This is a genomic window from Klebsiella sp. D-Nf1 (assembly GCF_002810515.1).
Classification (GTDB): domain Bacteria; phylum Pseudomonadota; class Gammaproteobacteria; order Enterobacterales; family Enterobacteriaceae; genus Klebsiella; species Klebsiella variicola.
This window is the reverse complement of the sequence record NZ_PIOK01000012.1, coordinates 70,964-89,809: the sequence shown is the minus strand read 5'-3', so window position 1 is coordinate 89,809 and position 18,846 is coordinate 70,964. Positions and strand designations below refer to the sequence as shown.

At 55.6% G+C, this 18,846-nt stretch carries 16 protein-coding genes; 8 read left to right on the top strand and 8 right to left on the bottom strand.

The features are described 5' to 3' along the window. Nucleotides 1-293: 293 nt before the first annotated feature. Nucleotides 294-995: a FadR/GntR family transcriptional regulator gene (locus CWM54_RS26490; RefSeq protein ID WP_100682097.1), complete on the top strand. Its 702-nt coding sequence runs from the start codon at nt 294-296 to the stop codon at nt 993-995. A 12-nt stretch (nt 996-1,007) separates the two neighbouring features. Continuing rightward, nucleotides 1,008-2,405 (top strand): multidrug transporter subunit MdtD, encoded by a 1,398-nt coding sequence (mdtD, locus tag CWM54_RS26485; protein WP_100682098.1) that lies wholly within the window; start codon nt 1,008-1,010, stop codon nt 2,403-2,405. Here the strand turns inward: mdtD and rbsR are convergent. The 7 genes from rbsR to kup form a co-directional block, all read right to left on the bottom strand. After that, on the bottom strand, nt 2,402-3,394 hold the full coding sequence (gene rbsR / locus CWM54_RS26480) for a ribose operon transcriptional repressor RbsR (protein ID WP_077274715.1): 993 nt from the start codon (nt 3,392-3,394) through the stop codon (nt 2,402-2,404). The two genes, mdtD and rbsR, sit on opposite strands and share 4 nt — an antisense overlap. Before the next feature lie 3 nt (nt 3,395-3,397). After that, nucleotides 3,398-4,330: a ribokinase gene (gene rbsK, locus CWM54_RS26475; RefSeq protein WP_162678220.1), complete on the bottom strand. Its 933-nt coding sequence runs from the start codon at nt 4,328-4,330 to the stop codon at nt 3,398-3,400. Between the two features lie 100 nt (nt 4,331-4,430). After that, nucleotides 4,431-5,321: a ribose ABC transporter substrate-binding protein RbsB gene (rbsB, locus tag CWM54_RS26470; RefSeq protein ID WP_100699092.1), complete on the bottom strand. Its 891-nt coding sequence runs from the start codon at nt 5,319-5,321 to the stop codon at nt 4,431-4,433. 27 nt (nt 5,322-5,348) lie between these two features. After that, entirely contained in the window at nt 5,349-6,314 is a 966-nt protein-coding gene (rbsC, locus tag CWM54_RS26465; RefSeq protein ID WP_008806709.1) for a ribose ABC transporter permease, read from the bottom strand. A gap of 5 nt (nt 6,315-6,319) precedes the next feature. Beyond that, nucleotides 6,320-7,825 carry a ribose ABC transporter ATP-binding protein RbsA gene (rbsA, locus tag CWM54_RS26460; RefSeq protein ID WP_100682099.1) on the bottom strand — a complete coding sequence of 502 codons (1,506 nt, stop codon included), beginning with the start codon at nt 7,823-7,825 and terminating at the stop codon, nt 6,320-6,322. A gap of 10 nt (nt 7,826-7,835) precedes the next feature. Beyond that, the gene (gene rbsD / locus CWM54_RS26455; protein WP_002882527.1) at nt 7,836-8,255 is read right to left on the bottom strand and encodes a D-ribose pyranase; all 420 of its coding nucleotides are present in this window, start codon (nt 8,253-8,255) and stop codon (nt 7,836-7,838) included. Between the two features lie 185 nt (nt 8,256-8,440). Then, complete coding sequence (gene kup, locus CWM54_RS26450; RefSeq protein ID WP_061156284.1) at nt 8,441-10,309, bottom strand: low affinity potassium transporter Kup; 1,869 nt, start codon at nt 10,307-10,309, stop codon at nt 8,441-8,443. Between the two features lie 217 nt (nt 10,310-10,526). On the opposite strand from kup, the gene ravA reads away from it, so the two are divergent. Together ravA and viaA are read left to right on the top strand one after the other, a co-directional pair. Next, entirely contained in the window at nt 10,527-12,026 is a 1,500-nt protein-coding gene (gene ravA / locus CWM54_RS26445; protein ID WP_100699090.1) for an ATPase RavA, read from the top strand. Continuing rightward, nucleotides 12,023-13,471, top strand: a complete 1,449-nt coding sequence (gene viaA / locus CWM54_RS26440; RefSeq protein ID WP_100699088.1) for an ATPase RavA stimulator ViaA — start codon at nt 12,023-12,025, stop codon at nt 13,469-13,471. The genes ravA and viaA overlap by 4 nt, the downstream gene beginning before the upstream one ends. Before the next feature lie 4 nt (nt 13,472-13,475). On the opposite strand, the gene asnA is transcribed toward viaA, so the two are convergent. Beyond that, nucleotides 13,476-14,468, bottom strand: coding sequence for an aspartate--ammonia ligase (gene asnA / locus CWM54_RS26435; RefSeq protein WP_032733977.1), 993 nt, complete (start codon nt 14,466-14,468; stop codon nt 13,476-13,478). A 152-nt stretch (nt 14,469-14,620) separates the two neighbouring features. Between asnA and asnC the strand changes: the two genes are divergently transcribed. The 4 genes from asnC to rsmG all read left to right on the top strand — a co-directional run bounded on the left by asnC (nt 14,621) and on the right by rsmG (nt 18,629). Then, nucleotides 14,621-15,079: a transcriptional regulator AsnC gene (gene asnC / locus CWM54_RS26430; RefSeq protein WP_002882510.1), complete on the top strand. Its 459-nt coding sequence runs from the start codon at nt 14,621-14,623 to the stop codon at nt 15,077-15,079. A gap of 98 nt (nt 15,080-15,177) precedes the next feature. After that, on the top strand, nt 15,178-15,618 hold the full coding sequence (gene mioC / locus CWM54_RS26425) for an FMN-binding protein MioC (RefSeq protein WP_008806716.1): 441 nt from the start codon (nt 15,178-15,180) through the stop codon (nt 15,616-15,618). A 381-nt stretch (nt 15,619-15,999) separates the two neighbouring features. Continuing rightward, entirely contained in the window at nt 16,000-17,889 is a 1,890-nt protein-coding gene (gene mnmG / locus CWM54_RS26420; protein ID WP_061156287.1) for a tRNA uridine-5-carboxymethylaminomethyl(34) synthesis enzyme MnmG, read from the top strand. 116 nt (nt 17,890-18,005) lie between these two features. After that, the gene (rsmG, locus tag CWM54_RS26415) at nt 18,006-18,629 is read left to right on the top strand and encodes a 16S rRNA (guanine(527)-N(7))-methyltransferase RsmG (protein ID WP_100682100.1); all 624 of its coding nucleotides are present in this window, start codon (nt 18,006-18,008) and stop codon (nt 18,627-18,629) included. Nucleotides 18,630-18,846 lie beyond the last annotated feature (217 nt).

Here is an 18,846-nt window from a genome sequence, read left to right as displayed (position 1 = left end):
GCAGAGTCAAGCGCTTATTTTGCTTTTCTCTGTCGGTTTTCAGCGTTGAACTTCACCGCCGAAACCCTGCTGACCCGGCGGCTTGCTTGCCGTTGTTCCGTGTCAGTGGAGGCGCATTATAGGGAGTAATTCTGAGGTGACAAGAGGAAATTCAAAAAAACTTTTCAACCGTCTCTTTTTTCAACAAAGCGGCGAGGAATGTCGCAAAAAACCGCCGTTTTGCTGTTTTAACCGACGAAACGGGGCGCCTGGTGGCATACTGTTAGAGTAAAGAAAAGAAAGGAACGGCATTTATGTCTTTAAGCGCACAGCAACTGGCGGCACAAAAGAACATCTCCTGGGTACTGGCCGAGAAGCTCGCCCAAAAAATACTGACTGGCGAATATCAGCCGGAAAGCATTCTTCCCGGCGAGATGGAGTTGGGGGAGCAGTTCGGTGTGAGCCGTACCGCCGTCCGTGAAGCGGTGAAGACGCTAACGGCAAAAGGCATGTTGCTGCCTCGCCCTCGCATTGGCACCCGGGTGATGCCGCGCAGCAGCTGGAACTTCCTGGATAAGGAACTGCTGTCCTGGTGGCTAACAGAAGATAACTTCGAAGAAGTGGTGAGCCACTTTCTCGTCATGCGCAGCAGCCTGGAGCCCCAGGCCTGTTTTCTCGCTGCCGCTAACGGCACCGCAGAGCAAAAAGCGCAGCTCAATACCTTAATGGAAGAGATGATTGCCTTGAAACGTCATTTTCAGCGCGATCGCTGGATAGATGTCGATATGGCCTGGCATGAACACATCTATGAAATGAGCGGTAATCCTTTCCTCAGCTCATTCGCTTCTTTATTTCATTCGGTCTACCACACCTACTTCACGTCGATTACGCAAAATGAAGTGGTGAAGCTCGATCTCCACCAGGCGATTGTCGATGCCATTCTCAACAGTGATGCGCCAGGTGCCTTGCTCGCCTGTCAGGCGTTGTTGAACGCCCCTCACCACGTAAATCAATAACAAGGAATTGGCATGAGCAGAAAAAAAGGGCGCAGCATGGCCGGCCTGCCGTGGATCGCGGCGATGGCCTTCTTTATGCAGGCACTGGATGCCACCATTCTTAACACTGCCCTCCCGGCTATTGCCCACAGTCTTAATCGTTCCCCCTTAGCAATGCAGTCGGCCATTATCAGCTATACGCTGACGGTGGCGATGCTGATCCCGGTCAGCGGCTGGCTGGCCGATCGCTTCGGCACGCGCCGGGTCTTTATCATCGCTGTTAGCTTGTTCACTTTGGGGTCCCTCGCCTGCGCGCTCTCCAGCTCATTAATGGAGCTGGTCATTTTTCGGGTGATTCAGGGGATCGGCGGGGCGATGATGATGCCGGTGGCGAGACTGGCGCTGCTGCGCGCCTATCCCCGCAGCGAGCTGCTTCCGGTACTCAACTTTGTGACCATGCCAGGTCTGGTGGGGCCGATACTGGGCCCCGTGCTCGGCGGGGTGTTTGTCACCTGGGCCAGCTGGCATTGGATTTTCCTGATAAACATTCCCATCGGCATCATCGGTATTCTCTATGCCCGCAAATTCATGCCAAATTTCACGACGCCGCGCAGGCGCTTCGATATAACCGGTTTTCTGTTATTTGGCTTAAGCCTGGTACTGTTTTCCAGCGGTATTGAACTGTTTGGAGAAAAAATCGTGGCGACATGGCTGGCGCTGGCCGTGATTGCCGTCAGTCTGTTACTGCTCGTGGCCTATGTTCGCCACGCGCGCCGCCATCCTGCGCCGCTTATCTCGCTCTCTTTATTTAAGACGCATACTTTCTCAGTCGGCATTGCTGGCAACCTTGCCACGCGTTTAGGTACCGGCTGTGTGCCGTTTCTGATGCCGCTGATGCTGCAGGTTGGCTTCGGCTATCCGGCCATTATCGCCGGCTGTATGATTGCCCCTACCGCTATCGGCTCCATTATTGCGAAATCTACCGTTACCCAGGTGCTGCGCTGGTTTGGCTATCGTAAGACCCTGGTGGGGATCACGGTATTTATTGGCCTCATGATTGCCCAGTTCTCGCTGCAGTCGCCAGAGATGCCGCTGTGGATGCTTCTTCTGCCACTGTTTGTGCTGGGGATGGCGATGTCCACGCAGTTCACCTCGATGAATACCATTACGCTGGCCGACCTGACGGATGACAATGCCAGCAGCGGTAACAGCCTGCTGGCGGTGACCCAGCAGCTTTCAATCAGTCTCGGGGTGGCCATCAGCGCTGCGGTGCTGCGCTTCTATGAAGGTTTTGACAATGCCAGCACGGTACAGCAGTTTCACTATACCTTTATAACCATGGGCGTGATCACCATCGTGTCGGCGTTGATGTTTATGCTGTTAAGAGCGAAGGATGGCCGTAATCTGATTAGCGAGCGGCACAAACGCTAAGCGGAGCCGCGAACCACCAGCTCCGGCGTTAACTGAACGCGCTGCTGTTTTTGCTGCGGATCGGCCATTCGATGGATCAGCACATCGATGGCCAGTTCTCCCAGCTCATCTTTTGGCTGGTGAATGGTGGTCAACGGCGGCGTCATATAGCGTGCCAGCTCAATATCATCGTAGCCCACCAGCGCCATGTCCTGCGGGATCTGCAAACCGGCCTGGTACAAGGCCTGATAAGCGCCAACCGCCATGGCATCGTTGCCGACAAATACCGCCTGCGGCCGCTGCGGCAAAACCAGCAGCTGCTGCATCGCGCTAAACCCGCCGCCAAACTCAAAATCACTGGTCACCACGTATCCGTCGGCAACCGGCAGGCCGCAGCGCGCCATCGCAGCATGGTAACCTTCAAGACGCAGACGCGCCGGGGTTTTATCCAGCGGGCCGGCAATACAGGCAATGCGCGAATGCCCCTGGTCAATCAGATACTGGGTCGCCATATCGCCGCCAAGCAGCGAGTTATCCTGAATCAGATCGCTATCGCCATCAAAGGGAGCCCAGTCCATCATGACCGTCGGTACCGACGGATAGCGCTGCATAATTTCCGGAGAAGGCTGATGGGTCTCCGTGCACAGCAGCAGTAGTCCATCGACGCGTTTTTGCATTAGCGTCTCCAGATTACGATTCATTCGCTGCTCATCACCTTCCGTATTACAGAGTACGAGGCTATAACCCCGCTCAAAACAGCTGCGCTCCACGCCCCTCACCAGCTCCGAATAAAACGGATTGGTACTGGCGGTGATGAGCATGCCGATGGTGCGGGTTTGATTAAGCTTGAGGCTACGCGCCAGCGCAGAGGGCGCGTAGTTGAGGCTTTTGATCGCAGCGTCTACTTTGGCGGTAATCGCCTCGCTGACAAAACGGTCCTTATTGATGACGTGTGACACCGTCGATGTGGAAACGCCCGCGATGCGGGCCACATCTTTCATCGTAGCCAAGCATTACCCCTGTTGCGCTAAAAATTCATCAATCTCTGTGCGCCACGGCACGGACGGCTGTGCGCCTTTGCGGGTCACGGCGATCGCCGCCGCGGCATGCGCAAAGCGGATCGCTTCTGGCAGGGAAGTCCCTTCCAGCAACGCGGTTACCAGCGCACCGTTAAAGGTATCACCGGCCGCGATAGTATCAATGGCCTGCACACGAAAGCCCGGGATCCGACGACTTTCGCCTTCGGCACTGAGCCAGACGCCGCGGCTGCCGAGGGTGATCATCACCGTACCAATGCCTTTGGCATGCAGCACGTCGGCGGCTTTTGCCGCATCCTCGTCGCTCTCAACGCGAATACCCGTCAGCTTTTCCGCTTCGGTTTCGTTGGGGGTAATGATATCCACCAGCGCCAGCAACTCATCTGAGAGCTCACGCGCTGGCGCGGGGTTCAGCACCACGGTAGTCTGATGGTGATGAGCGATTCTCGCCGCCGCCAGCACGCTCTCCAGCGGCGTCTCCAGCTGCATTAACAGTGCCTGTGCGCTGGCGATACGTTCTTTTTCGGCCTCAACCTGGGAGACGGAAAGCGCCGCATTGGCGCCGGCATGAATACCGATGACATTCTCACCTTCGGCGTTAACGAAGATTAACGCCACGCCGGTCGCTTCCCCGGCGACCGCGCGCACGGGCGCCACGTCGATTTTGTCGCTCGCCAACTGACGACGGATGCGTTCACCGATATCGTCATCGCCGGTGCAGGCGATAAACGCTATATCCGCTCCGCTGCGCCCGGCGGCCACCGCCTGGTTAGCCCCTTTACCACCGAACGCCACCTGATAGTGGTTGCCGGTGACGGTCTCACCCGGCGTCGGGAAAGTGTCAAGGTTAAGAATGTGATCGGCATTGATGCTGCCAAGGACGACAAGTTTGCCTGCAGTTTTCATCATTTCTGTTCCCGGGAAAGCGCGCCACCGGGATCCGGTGGCGCATGCCCTGCTTTTCTTTTTTTATATTGTCCCTCGGACCGTTGCCAGTCCGAATCGCATATTACTGCTTAACGACCAGCTTCAGCTCAACCGGGTAGTTAGCTTCCACTTTTTCGCCCTTCAGTACCTTATCAGCCGTCTCAACGCCTTTCGCGCCGATCTGCTCCGGCAACTGTGCGACGGTCGCCGCCAGTTTGCCACTGTTTACTGCTTTTTCGCCATCCGGAGTGCCGTCAAATCCAACCACCATCACATCGGATTTGCCTGCAGTCTGCAGCGCACGCAGAGCGCCGAGCGCCATTTCATCATTTTGCGCGAACACCGCCTGAACGTCAGGGTGTGCGGTCAGCAGGTTCTGCATCACGTTCAGCCCTTTGGTACGGTCAAAATCAGCCGGCTGGCTGGCCAGGACATTGAACTTGTGCGCCACCACGGCTTGTTTAAAGCCTTCGCCGCGCTCGCGCGCCGCAGAAGTCCCGGCAATGCCCTGCAGCTCAATGACTTTCGCACTTTCACCCACTTTTTTCGCGATGTAATCGCCAGCCATTTTTCCGCCCTGCACGTTGTCAGACGCAATGTGGCTCACGACATCACCTTTTGTGGCCTGACGGTCAAGGGTGATGACCGGGATTTTCGCCTGGTTTGCCATCTTCACGGCGTTGCCGACGGCATCAGAGTCGGTGGGGTTGATCAGCAGCAGCTTGGCGCCGCGCACCGTCAAATCCTGGACGTTCGCCAGCTCTTTCGCCGGGTTGTTCTGGGAGTCCAGCACCACCAGGTTGTAGCCCAGCTTGTCAGCTTCTTTTTGCGCGCCGTCTTTCAGCGACACGAAGAACGGGTTATTCAGGGTAGAGATAACCAGAGCGATGGTGTCTTTGGCCATCGCGTTCGCGCTGACGGTCGCACTTAGCGCAACAGCAGAGACCAGGGTCGCCAGTTTTTTCATATTCATAGTTAAGATGTCCTGTAGAGTTCTCAGTTACTGCTTTTTGTTATCTACCAGTACCGCCAGCAAAATCACCACCGCTTTAACGATCATCTGGTAATAGGAAGAAACGCCTAAAAGATTAAGACCATTATTCAGGAAGCCAAGGATCAGCGCGCCAATCAGCGTGCCGACAATGCGTCCTTTACCGCCCGCGAGGCTGGTGCCGCCGAGCACCACCGCCGCAATGGCGTCCAGCTCATAGCCCGTCCCCGCCGTCGGCTGCGCGGAGGAGAGACGCGCCACTTCGATGATCCCAGCCAGCGACGCCAACATCCCGCACAAGGCGTAGACGATAATTTTGACTTTATTGACGCTAATCCCGGACAAACGCGTCGCCGCTTCATTACCGCCCAGAGCGTAAATATAACGGCCCAGGCGAGTATGGTGCAGCATGTACCAGGCCGCCAGGAAGACAATCGCCATGATCCATACCGGCGTCGGGATCCCCAGCGGACGCCCGATGCCAAACCAGCCGAACAGATCGGCGTTATCGCTAAAGCCGGTATTGATCGGGCTGCCGTTGGTATACACCATGGTCACACCGCGCAGCAGCAGCATCATCACCAGGGTGGCGATGAAGGCCTGCACGCGGCCTTTCGCCACAATCACCCCGGTGACTGCGCCGATCGCGGCACCTAATGCGAGGGCGGCAGCGACCGCCACCAGCGCATTAACCTCAATGCCAACAATCGACGCCGCCACCGCACCGGTGAGCGCCAGAAGGGAGCCGACGGACAGGTCGATCCCCGAGGTCAGTATGACCAGCGTCATCCCTACCGCCATGATGGCGTTAACGGAGGTCTGTTGCAGGATATTGAACAGGTTATTGACGGTAAAAAAGTTGGGGCTCATGGTCGATACCACCGCGATCAGCACCAGCAGGGCAATCAGCGATTTTTGCTCCATCAGCCACGCTTTCGTGAAATAACGGCGACCAGTAACAGCCTGGGTTGTCATCTTTCTTACTCCTGATTCACACGGTTAAGCTTGCCCACAGCGGCAGCCATCAATACTTCCTGGGTGGCCTGCTCGCGTGTGAATTCACCGCCGAGATGCCCTTCATGCATCACAATGATGCGATCGCTCATGCCCAACACCTCCGGCATCTCAGAGGAGACCAGAATGATGCTCAGACCATCGGCTTTGAACTGATTGATTAGCTGGTAGATCTCTTTCTTCGCTCCGACGTCGACGCCGCGGGTCGGTTCATCAAGGATCAGCACCTTCGGCCGGGTCATCAGCCCGCGGGCAATGGCGACCTTTTGCTGGTTGCCGCCGGAAAGCAGGCCGATTGCCTGCTCCATGGACGGCGTTTTTACGTTAAACAGCCGAATGAAATCACTGACCGCCTGCTGTTCATCTTTATGTTTGAGGCTGCCACCCGCCCGGCTGAAGTAGCGCAACGCAGTCAGGGACATGTTTTCTTTTACCGACATCCCGAGAACCAGGCCATCGCGCTTACGATCTTCGGAGATATAGACAATGCCGTTCGCCAGACCGTCCTGCGGCGAACGAGTCACCACTTCATGGCCATCCAGCGTCACGGAGCCGCTGCTGCGCGGCAGCGCGCCGTACAGCACTTTCATCAGTTCGGTCCGTCCGGCGCCCATCAGCCCGGCAACACCCAGGATTTCTCCCTGGCGCAGGGTAAAGGTCACATTTTCCACGCCCGGGCCGCAGAGATTGTCGACTTTCAAGCGTACCGCACCCGGCGTTTTATCAAGATGCGGGTACTGTTCCTCCAGCTTGCGGCCAACCATCATCTCGATCAGACGGTCTTCATCCAGAGAAGCCACTTCGCGCTCGGCGATAAACTGCCCGTCGCGAAAGACGGTGACATCGTCGCAAATCTCGAAGATCTCTTTCATACGGTGGGAGATATAGACAATGCCGCGCCCCTGTGACTTCAGTTCGCGGATGACGCGGAACAGCGATTCGGTTTCGGTATCGGTCAGCGCATCGGTCGGTTCATCCATAATGATGACCTTTGACTCGAAGCTCAGCACTTTGGCGATCTCCACCATTTGCTGATCGCCAATCGACAGATCGCCCACCAGCTTCTGGCTGTTAAAGCGGAGATTCAGCTTTGCCAGCAGCTTGTCGGCTTCGGTATACATCTGCTTCCAGTCGATTTTGCCGAAGCGGTTAACGAACTCGCGGCCAAGGAAGATGTTCTCGGCAATCGTTAATTGCGGGATCAGGTTCAGTTCCTGGTGGATGATGCCGATCCCGGCTTCCTGGGAGGATTTTGGGCCGTTAAAGGTCGTCTCTTTGCCTAACCACAGCAAAGAGCCGGCATCACGGGTGTAGATCCCGGTCAGCACCTTCATCATAGTGGACTTGCCGGCGCCATTTTCCCCTACCAGCGCCATCACCCGACCGGCATAGACATTCAGCGCCGCGCCGGAGAGCGCCTTGACGCCAGGGAACGCTTTATCGATCCCTTTCAGTTGCAATAAGGCTTCCATGACGGCGACCTCAGAACGTGACGCCGGCACAGAGAATGATATTCGCAAACGGGGAACACTCCCCGCTGCGAATTACCGCCTGACTGTCTGCGGTTTGTTTTTTGAACTGCTCATGACTGGTGTAACGAATTTCAATGGTATTTCCCTGGTGCTGCTGCAGCTGCTCAAGGTGAGTGAGCAACGTCGCGTGGAGCTGCGGATTATGGGTTTTAATCTCTTCCGCGATAACAGCCGCTTCAACCTGCATTTCCGTCGTCACCACTTCCAGCACCTGCATAAATGAAGGTACGCCCTGCGTCAGCGCCATATCAATGCGCGTGCTGCTGCGGGGAACCGGTAATCCGGCATCGCAGACCACCAGCGTATCGGTGTGGCCCAGGCGGGAAATGACCGCGGAAATATCAGCGTTAAGTACGGTGCCTTTTTTCATTTTTTCTCTTTTGCTCCACTAGCGAAACGTTTCGCTAAAATAATTATTATCAATGTGTGAGCAGAAAACCATCATCAGAGAAGAGAAATGTGATCGCCATCGAAACGTTTCGCGAAGCATAGACAGGACGTTACAGCCGGAGTGAGAAACAAAAAGCCCTTCGCAATGGAAGGGCTTTTTTTACATCATATTTCGACCTGGGTACCGAGCTCGATAACCCGGTTTGGCGGGATTTCAAACTGATCCGGCGCGCGCAGGGCGTTACGCTGCAGCAGCAGATAAAGCTTGCCGCGCAGACGCAGATACCACGGTCGTTTGCCGATAATCAGCGACTCATGCGACATAAAGAACGAGGTCTCCATCATCCGGCAGCTGAGTCCTTCCAGGCCACAGCGATGGAATACTTCTTCAACGTTTGGCGTTTCCCGCCAGCCGTAGCTGGCCACCACCCGCCAGAACGACGGCGACAGCTGCTCGATCTGCACCCGGCGAACGTTATGCACGTAAGGCGCGTCTTCGGTGCGCAAGGTCAGAAGGATCACTCGCTCATGCAGCACCTTGTTGTGCTTCAGGTTATGCAGCAGGGCAAACGGGATCACGTTCAGGGCGCGGGACATATACACCGCGGTACCCGGCACACGCACCGGCGGTGACTTCTCCAGCGAAGAGATCATCGCTTCCAGCGAGTTACCGTGCTCGTGCATCCGGCGCAGCAGGCGGAAACGCTCGCTCTTCCAGGTGGTCATCACCGTAAACATCACCAGCCCCAGAGACAACGGTAGCCAGCCACCGGAGACAATCTTATCGAGGTTCGCCGAGAACAGCGGAATATCGATACACAGGAAGGCCACCAGCATCAGGCCGACAAACAGCTTATTCCAGTGCCAGTTTTTGCGCGCCACCGTTGCCGACAGAATGGAGGTCAGCACCATGGTGCCCGTTACCGCGATACCGTACGCCGCCGCCAGATTAGAAGAGTGCTCAAAGCTGACAATGACGATGACCACAGAAACGTACAGCAGCCAGTTAATGAACGGAATGTAAATCTGCCCGGACTCCATTTCCGAGGTGTGGATAATGCGCATCGGCGACAGATAGCCCAGACGCACTGCCTGACGGGTCAGGGAGAAGACCCCGGAGATCACCGCCTGCGAGGCGATAACCGTCGCCAGAGTGGAGATAATCAACATCGGGATCAGCGCCCACTCCGGCGCCAGCAGGAAGAACGGGTTTTTAATCGCTTCCGGGTGCTTCAGCAGCAGCGCGCCCTGGCCAAAGTAGTTCAGCACCAGCGAGGGCAGCACGACGGAGAACCAGGCCACGCGGATCGGCAGTTTGCCAAAGTGCCCCATATCGGCGTACAGCGCTTCCACCCCGGTAATCGACAGCACCACCGCACCGAGCGCAATAAAGGAAACCGTTTTGTACTGCAGGAAAAAGTGCACCGCCCAGTAGGGGTTTAGCGCCTGCAGAACTTCCGGGTTATCGAGGATGCTGCGCGCGCCAAGCACTGCCAGCAACAGGAACCAAATCAGCATAATCGGCGCAAACAGCTTGCCGACCATTCCGGTCCCGTGCTTCTGGATCACAAACAGCAGGGTCAGCACGATAATGGAAATAGGGACAATCCAGGTATCAAGCTGCGGAGCGATAATTTCTAGCCCCTCTATCGCCGACATAACGGAAATCGCCGGCGTAATCACCACTTCGCCATAGAAGAAGCTACCGCCGATCAGGCCGAGGATCACCAGTACGGAGGTCATTCGGGCCGAGGTATTACGTCCGGCCAGCGACATCAGCGTTAAGATCCCCCCTTCCCCGGCGTTATCCGCCCGCATTACGAAGGTGATGTATTTAATCGATACGGTAAAGATTAACAGCCAGAAAATCAGCGACAAAAAGCCAAACACGGCATCGCGCTCAACGCCAAAGCCGAACTGACCTGACAGGCATTCGCGCAAGGTATACAGTGGACTGGTACCGATATCGCCGTACACCACGCCGATGGCCGCCAACGTTAATGCCGGCAACGATTGTTTATTATCAGTGCTCATAGACTAGTCTTTTCGTTTATAAAACAAATGTGTGCCTAGTCCCTTGGCCCACAAAAAGCGCACAGTATGCACGATTATTTGCGAAATCGTACCCCTAACAGACACCATATTAACCTGGCTCAAAAAAAATAAATCGATTCTTCAGGCTATTACCGCCCCTGCTCTAACATCTATACTCGACCCAATAACGATACATGACAAAGCACGCAACTCAATTATGGCTCAAACACATTTACTGGCTGAAAGAATTTCCCGGCTCAGCGCGGCACTCGAAAAAGGACTCTTTGAACGCAGCCACGCAATACGCCTCTGCCTGCTGGCGGCGCTCAGCGGTGAGAGCGTTTTTTTGCTCGGCCCACCGGGGATCGCCAAAAGCCTGATTGCCCGCCGCCTCAAGTTCGCCTTCCAGCAGGCGCGCGCTTTTGAATACCTGATGACCCGCTTCTCCACCCCGGAAGAGGTTTTTGGGCCACTGTCCATTCAGGCGCTGAAAGATGAAGGCCGTTACGAACGTTTAACCGCCGGCTACCTGCCGGAAGCAGAAATCGTGTTTCTCGATGAAATATGGAAAGCGGGTCCGGCCATCCTCAACACCCTGCTGACGGCGATTAACGAACGTCACTTCCGCAATGGCGCGCACGAAGAGAAAATCCCGATGCGCCTGCTGGTGGCCGCGTCGAACGAACTCCCCGAAGCCGACAGCAGTCTGGAAGCGCTGTATGACCGAATGCTGATCCGTCTGTGGCTTGATAAAGTGCAGGATAAAGGTAATTTCCGTTCAATGCTGCTCAGCCAGCAGGATGAAAACATCAATCCAGTGCCCAGCGCGCTGCAGGTTAGCGACGAAGAGTTTACCCAATGGCAGCAGCAGATCGGCAATATCAAACTGCCAGACGCGGTGTTTGAGCTGATATTCCAGCTCCGCCAGCAGCTGGATGCCCTGCCAAATGCGCCGTACGTCTCGGATCGTCGCTGGAAAAAGGCCATTCGCCTGCTGCAGGCCAGCGCCTTCTTCAGCGGGCGCGACAGCATCGCGCCGATAGATCTGATCCTGCTGAAAGATTGTCTGTGGCACAACGTCGAGAGCATGAACCTGATGTCGCAGCAGCTGGAAACGCTCATGACCTGTCACGCCTGGCAACAGCAGGCGATGCTGACGCGGCTGGGGGCCATTGTCCAAAGACGCATTCAGATCCAACAGCAGCAAAGCGACAAAACGGCGTTGAAGGTCACCCGCCTTGGCGGGATGTTTAGCCGCAAACCGCATTATGAATTGCCGGCGGAGATCCAGGGGACCACCCTGACGCTGCTGCTGCAGCAGCCGCTCAAACTTCACGATATGGAAGTGATCCACATTACTTTTGAACGCGAGGCGTTAGCCAACTGGCTGGAAAAAGGCGGTGAGATCCGCGGTAAGCTCAACGGGATCGGCTTTGCCCAACTGCTCAATATGGATGTCGACACCAGCCAGCACCTGGTCGTCCGCGACGTCAGCCTGCAGGGCTCACGCCTCGCGCTGCCCGGTAGCGCATCGCAGGAGAACATGCCGGCAGAAATTCGCCAACAGCTGGAGGCGCTCGATGATGAGTGGCACCAGCAACACAACCGCTTCAGCGAGCAGCAAAAGTGTCTGTTTATCCCGGTCGAGTGGCTGGGAAGAATCGAAGCCAGCCTGCAGGACGTCGGCGCGCAGATTAAACAGGCGAAGCAGCCATGACGCTCGATATGCTGAATGTCATGCTGGCAGTCAGCGAAGAGGGAATGATCGAGGAGATGCTGCTGGCGCTGCTGGCCTCTCCTCAGCTGGCAGTGTTCTTTGAAAAATTTCCCCGCCTGAAAAACATCATCGCGGCGGATATTCCGCGCTGGCGTGAAGCCGTTCGCGCCCGTTTAAAAGAGGTAAACGTCCCGCCGGATCTGGACGCCGAAGTGCAAACCTATCAGCAGGCTCAGGTACTCTCTACCTCGCAGTTTATCGTCCAGCTCCCGCAGATCCTCGGCAAACTGCACCAGCTACAGTCTCCTTTTGCCGCTCAGGCGCAGAAGCTGGTGGATGACAATGCCACCTTTACTCCGGCGCTGCATACGCTGTTTTTACAGCGCTGGCGCCTGAGCCTGGTGGTGCAAGCCACCAGCCTTAACCAGCAGCTGCTGGATGAAGAACGCGATCAGTTACTCAGTGAGGTTCAGGAACGAATGACGCTCAGCGGTCAGCTCGATCCGGTACTGGCGGAAAATGACACTGCCGCCGGGCGTCTATGGGATATGAGCGCTGGCGAACTCAAACGCGGCGACTATCAGCTGATCGTGCGCTATGGCGATTTTCTCAACCAGCAGCCAGAACTGCTGCAGCTGGCGGAACAGCTCGGACGTTCGCGGGAAGCGAAATCCGTGCCGAAGAAAGACGCCCCGATGGAAACCTTTCGCAGCCTGGTGCGCGAGCCAGCGACAGTGCCGGAGCAAGTCGACGGCCTCCAGCAGAGTGACGACATTCTTCGCCTGCTGCCGCCGGAGCTGGCGACGCTCGGCATCACGGAGCTGGAGTTTGAATTTTATCGCAAGCTGGTGGAGAAGCAGCTGCTCACCTACCGACTGCATGGCGACGCCTGGCGTGAGAAAATCACCGAACGCCCGGTAACACGACAGGATTTTGATGAACAGCCGCGCGGGCCCTTTATTGTCTGCGTCGATACGTCAGGGTCGATGGGCGGTTTTAACGAGCAGTGCGCTAAGGCCTTTTGTCTGGCCCTGATGCGCGTCGCGCTGGCCGATAACCGTCGCTGCTTTATTATGCTGTTCTCCAGCGAAGTGGTGCATTACGAACTGACCAGCGAGCGCGGGCTGGAGCAGGCGATCCGCTTTTTAAGCCAGCGCTTTCGCGGCGGTACCGATCTGGCCAGCTGTTTTCGCGCCATCATTGAACGTCTGCAAAACCCACAGTGGGTGGATGCGGATGCCGTCGTGATCTCTGACTTTATTGCCCAGCGGTTGCCGGATGAGGTGATTGCTCAGGTGGGGGAACTACAGCGTAAGCATCAGCACCGTTTTCATGCGGTGGCGATGTCAGTACACGGCAAACCCGGCATCATGCGCATCTTCGATCATATCTGGCGCTTTGATACCGGGCTGCGTAGCCGCCTGCTCCGACGCTGGCGGCGCTAATTCATTACAGCAGCGCGGAAACGCTTTCGCGAACCTGGGCCGGCCATACGCCGCACTGCACCTGGCCGATATGGTCAAGCTGCAGCAGCAGCATCGTCAGACGAGACTGGCCGATGCCGCCGCCGATAGTCTGCGGCATCTCGCCGCGCAGCAGCGCCTGGTGCCATTCAAGCTGTAGGCGATCTTCATCGCCGGTCACGGCCAGCTGGCGCTTCAGCGCTTCGGCGTCAACGCGGATCCCCATTGAGGAGATCTCGAAGGCATCTTCCAGCACCGGGTTCCACACCAGGATATCGCCGTTCAGACCGGCAAAGCCTTCAGAAACCTCTGTGCTCCAGTCATCGTAATCCGGCGCACGCACGTCGTGGCGCTTACCATCAGACAGTTTGCCGCCGATACCAATTAAGAAAACGGCCCCCAACTCTTTGGCAATGGCTCGCTCACGGCCCTTGGCATCAAGATCGGGATAGCGGCTCAGCAGCTCCTGGCTGTGAACAAAATGGATCTGTTCCGGCAGAAACGGCTTCAGGCCAAATTCCTGGCTGACCGCCAGCTCGGTAGCTTTGATCCCGGCGTAGATCGCCTCGACGGTTGCCTTCAGGGTGCCGACGTGACGCTCTTCATCCCCCATCACGCGCTCCCAGTCCCACTGATCGACATAGACAGAATGGATAGGCGTCAGACGGTCTTCATCGGGGCGAAGGGCCTTCATGTGCGTGTACAGCCCTTCGCCCGCGCTGAAGTCGTGTTGTCCCAGGGTTTGACGCTTCCACTTCGCCAGCGAATGAACCACTTCGAACTGGGCGTCGGGCAGTGTTTTCACTTTTACCTGAACCGCTTTCTCGCAGCCGGACAAGTTGTCCTGTGTCCCATCTCCTACGCGGCTTAAGATTGGCGCCTGGACTTCAATCAGGCCAAGCTTCTCTTCCAGCTGACGGGAAAAATGGGATTTAACGAAACTAATCTGGCGTTGTTTTGCGATGTATGCGGTTTTCATTTTTTATGACTCCTGCGTCCTGTTGCCATTGATTAAGCAACAAAACAGGCCAGTAATACAATAATCAATCAATAAAAAGCCTCATCAACTTTTAATTCATCAAAATATGACGCTAAAATAGTAAGAACCCTCAAACTTCATAAGAAAAAGATATGGAAAATTATCAGATCGACAATCTGGACCGCGGCATTCTCGATGCACTGATGGCCAACGCTCGTACCGCCTACGCCGAACTGGCCAAACAGTTCAGCGTCAGCCCAGGCACCATTCACGTACGTGTTGAGAAGATGAAGCAGGCGGGCATCATTACCGGCGCGCGCATTGACGTTAGCCCCAAGCAGCTGGGCTATGATGTCGGCTGCTTTATCGGCATTATTCTCAAGAGCGCCAAGGACTACCCTTCCGCCCTTGCTCGCCTGGAAAGCCTGGAGGAGGTCACCGAGGCTTATTACACCACCGGCCACTACAGCATCTTTATTAAGGTGATGTGTAAATCCATCGATGCCCTGCAGCAGGTACTTATCAACAAGATCCAAACAATTGATGAAATTCAGTCCACCGAGACTCTGATCGTGCTGCAGAACCCGATCATGCGTACCATCAAGCCCTGATCGCTTTTTTTAATCCCACATTTTTCCACAGGTAGATCCCAGCTCGCTCACAGCGTACAATACGCCACTCTGAACAGTTGAGCGGGCGATCGGCGATCATGGCAGACATTACACTTATCAGCGGCAGCACCCTGGGCAGTGCGGAATATGTAGCAGAGCATCTGGCGGAAAAGCTGGAAGAAGCTGGCTACAGCACTGAAATCCAGCACGGTCCGCTGGTTGACGATCTGCAGGCGGAAGGGATCTGGTTAGTTATCTCTTCAACGCATGGCGCCGGCGATATTCCCGACAACCTGGTTCCCTTCTATGACGCATTGCTGGAGCAGAAGGCCGATCTTTCCGCCGTGCGCTTTGGCGCCATCGGGATCGGCAGCCGCGAATACGACACCTTCTGCGGGGCGATCGATAAATTAGAAGCAGCCTTGAAGGCCAGCGGCGCAAAACAGATCGGCGAAACGCTGAAAATTAACGTACTGGAACATGAAATTCCGGAGGATCCAGCGGAAATCTGGCTGGGATCCTGGAAAAATTTGCTCTGAGAATTGTAAAGATCGTCGGATCTTCTGTGGATAACCATGCTTAAAAGCTTGGATCAACCGGTAGTTATCCAAAGAATAACCGTCGTATGGTTTTTGCGCTGTGTATAACCCTTCATTTTGATCCCAGCTTATACGGACCAGGATCACCGATCATTCACAGATAGTGATCCTTCTTAAGCATTTGATCTTACTTCACGGATCCGACTTATCCACAAAGAGAGTCGATCCTAATAAGAGATCACAATAGAACAGATCTCTATATAAAGATCTTCTTTTTAATACTCAGGATCCCGGAGTCTTTCTCAAAAGAGCAAAGCCGAGTAGAATCCACGGCCCGGGCTTCAATCCATTTTCAAACCGCGTTATGCGAGGCAGATCACCATGTTTTATCAGGATCCTTTTGACGTCATTATCATTGGCGGGGGTCATGCAGGCACTGAGGCCGCGATGGCCGCAGCGCGAATGGGCCAACAAACCCTGCTTTTGACACACAATATCGACACGCTGGGGCAGATGAGCTGCAACCCGGCGATTGGCGGCATTGGGAAAGGACACCTGGTAAAAGAAGTGGACGCACTTGGCGGGTTGATGGCAACCGCGATCGATCAGGCGGGTATTCAGTTTAGGATACTAAACGCCAGCAAAGGGCCCGCGGTACGTGCCACTCGTGCCCAGGCAGACCGCGTGCTGTATCGTCAGGCGGTACGCACCGCGCTGGAGAACCAGCCGAACCTGATGATCTTCCAGCAGGCGGTGGAAGATCTGATTGTGGAAAACGATCGTGTCGTGGGCGCCGTCACTCAGATGGGCCTCAAATTCCGTGCCAAAGCGGTGGTGCTGACCGTCGGGACCTTCCTCGATGGCAAAATCCATATTGGTCTGGACAACTACAGCGGCGGGCGTGCCGGCGATCCGCCGTCAATTCCACTGTCTCGTCGTCTGCGTGAGCTGCCGCTGCGTGTAAGCCGCCTGAAAACCGGAACCCCACCGCGTATTGACGCCCGCACCATCGATTTCAGCGTGCTGGCGCAACAGCACGGCGATAACCCAATGCCGGTCTTCTCGTTCATGGGATCCGCGGATCAGCACCCGCGCCAGGTGCCGTGCTATATCACCCACACCAACGAGAAAACCCATGACGTGATCCGCAATAACCTCGATCGCAGCCCAATGTACGCTGGGGTGATCGAAGGGATCGGGCCACGCTATTGTCCGTCGATCGAAGACAAAGTCATGCGCTTTGCCGATCGCAATCAGCATCAGATCTTCCTTGAACCGGAAGGCCTGACCTCAAACGAAATTTATCCGAACGGTATCTCCACCAGCCTGCCGTTTGATGTGCAAATGCAAATCGTCCGCTCAATGCAGGGGATGGAGAACGCGCGGATCGTCCGTCCCGGCTACGCCATTGAGTACGATTTCTTCGACCCACGCGATCTGAAGCCAACGCTTGAGAGCAAATTCATTCAGGGTCTGTTCTTTGCCGGACAGATCAACGGTACTACCGGTTATGAAGAAGCCGCTGCTCAGGGTCTGCTGGCCGGTCTTAACGCCGCCCGCTTCTCTGCGGAAAAAGAGGGCTGGGCGCCGCGTCGCGATCAGGCTTATCTCGGCGTGCTGGTGGATGACCTGTGCACCCTGGGTACCAAAGAACCGTACCGCATGTTTACCTCCCGTGCCGAATATCGTCTGATGCTGCGCGAAGATAACGCCGACCTGCGCCTGACCGAACAGGGGCGCGAACTGGGTCTGGTGGACGATGAACGCTGGGCGCGGTACAACGAGAAGCTGGAAAGCATTGAACGTGAACGCCAGCGTCTGAAATCGACCTGGGTGAACCCGCAGGCGGAGAGCGCCGCCGAAGTGAACGCTCACCTGACCGCGCCGTTGTCACGTGAAGCGAGTGGTGAAGATCTGCTGCGTCGTCCGGAAATGACCTATGAACAGCTGGTACAGCTTTCTCCGTTTGCGCCAGGCCTGCAGGATCAACAAGCGGCCGAGCAGGTAGAGATCCAGGTGAAGTATGAAGGCTACATCGCTCGCCAGCAGGATGAGATTGAGAAACAGCAGCGCAATGAGAATACTGTGCTGCCGGCAACGCTCGATTACCGCCAGGTCACCGGGCTGTCTAACGAAGTGATCGCCAAACTGAACGACCATAAGCCGTCGTCGATAGGGCAGGCGTCACGCATTTCCGGGATCACGCCGGCGGCGATCTCTATTTTGCTGGTCTGGCTGAAAAAGCAGGGGATGCTGCGCCGCAGCGCCTGATTGCGGCCACCTGCCAGCGCTGATTTCGCAGTTGCATAATCAGCGTTCGCCTTTATCATTCATAGCCCGGTAAGCGTTAGCGCCTCCGGGCTCATTATTTTTTGAAGGTACTGACCGTGCTCAACAAACTTTCTCGTCTGCTGGATGAAGCGGGTATTTCGCTCACCGATCACCAGAAAAACCAGCTGGTGGCTTATGTCGGGCTGCTCGATAAGTGGAACAAAGCCTATAATCTGACTTCCGTTCGCGATCCGAATGAGATGCTGGTGCGTCATATCCTCGACAGCATCATCGTGGCGCCTTATCTGCAGGGTTCGCGCTTTATCGATGTCGGGACCGGACCGGGGCTCCCTGGTGTTCCATTGGCCATCGTGCGTCCGGAGTCGCATTTCACCCTGCTGGACAGTCTCGGCAAGCGCGTGCGCTTCCTGCGTCAGGTGCAGCATGAACTGAATCTGGAGAACATTACTCCGGTGCAAAGTCGCGTGGAAGCCTTCCCTGCCGAACCGCCGTTTGATGGGGTCATTAGTCGCGCCTTCGCGTCGCTCAATGATATGGTGAGCTGGTGCCATCATCTGCCGGCGGCGAACGGTCACTTCTATGCGCTCAAAGGGTTAGCGCAAAAAGAAGAAATGGAAAATCTGCCGGAAGGATATGCCATTGCCGAGGTGATTGAGCTGCATGTTCCTCAGCTGGAAGGGGAGCGGCACCTGGTGGTGATCACGCCAAAATCGCGTTAGTTTTTATCAAAAAATGTGGAAAAAATGTGGCCTGCGGATGTTACAAAAATAAAGGTCACCTTCCGATATTATCGGGCTGCATTTAACCATGTTTTTACTATGGCTTTTCTTGCAGTTAACTTAGCGTAAGTGATTCACTGACAAAATAGTCAACTTTGAAAATATCAGTGTGCTAAAAATCGACACGGATAAACAGCATAGTGATGTTAAATTTTTA

Excerpts from the sequence above, each read along its gene's own strand:
- rbsB (WP_100699092.1), bottom strand. The coding sequence starts at position 5,321 with ATGAATATGAAAAAACTGGCGACCCTGGTCTCTGCTGTTGCGCTAAGT.
- rbsC (WP_008806709.1), bottom strand. The coding sequence starts at position 6,314 with ATGACAACCCAGGCTGTTACTGGTCGCCGTTATTTCACGAAAGCGTGG.
- viaA (WP_100699088.1), top strand. The coding sequence starts at position 12,023 with ATGACGCTCGATATGCTGAATGTCATGCTGGCAGTCAGCGAAGAGGGA.
- rbsA (WP_100682099.1), bottom strand. The coding sequence starts at position 7,825 with ATGGAAGCCTTATTGCAACTGAAAGGGATCGATAAAGCGTTCCCTGGC.
- mioC (WP_008806716.1), top strand. The coding sequence starts at position 15,178 with ATGGCAGACATTACACTTATCAGCGGCAGCACCCTGGGCAGTGCGGAA.
- rbsD (WP_002882527.1), bottom strand. The coding sequence starts at position 8,255 with ATGAAAAAAGGCACCGTACTTAACGCTGATATTTCCGCGGTCATTTCC.
- ravA (WP_100699090.1), top strand. The coding sequence starts at position 10,527 with ATGGCTCAAACACATTTACTGGCTGAAAGAATTTCCCGGCTCAGCGCG.
- asnC (WP_002882510.1), top strand. The coding sequence starts at position 14,621 with ATGGAAAATTATCAGATCGACAATCTGGACCGCGGCATTCTCGATGCA.
- rbsK (WP_162678220.1), bottom strand. The coding sequence starts at position 4,330 with ATGATGAAAACTGCAGGCAAACTTGTCGTCCTTGGCAGCATCAATGCC.
- asnA (WP_032733977.1), bottom strand. The coding sequence starts at position 14,468 with ATGAAAACCGCATACATCGCAAAACAACGCCAGATTAGTTTCGTTAAA.
- CWM54_RS26490 (WP_100682097.1), top strand. The coding sequence starts at position 294 with ATGTCTTTAAGCGCACAGCAACTGGCGGCACAAAAGAACATCTCCTGG.
- kup (WP_061156284.1), bottom strand. The coding sequence starts at position 10,309 with ATGAGCACTGATAATAAACAATCGTTGCCGGCATTAACGTTGGCGGCC.
- mnmG (WP_061156287.1), top strand. The coding sequence starts at position 16,000 with ATGTTTTATCAGGATCCTTTTGACGTCATTATCATTGGCGGGGGTCAT.
- mdtD (WP_100682098.1), top strand. The coding sequence starts at position 1,008 with ATGAGCAGAAAAAAAGGGCGCAGCATGGCCGGCCTGCCGTGGATCGCG.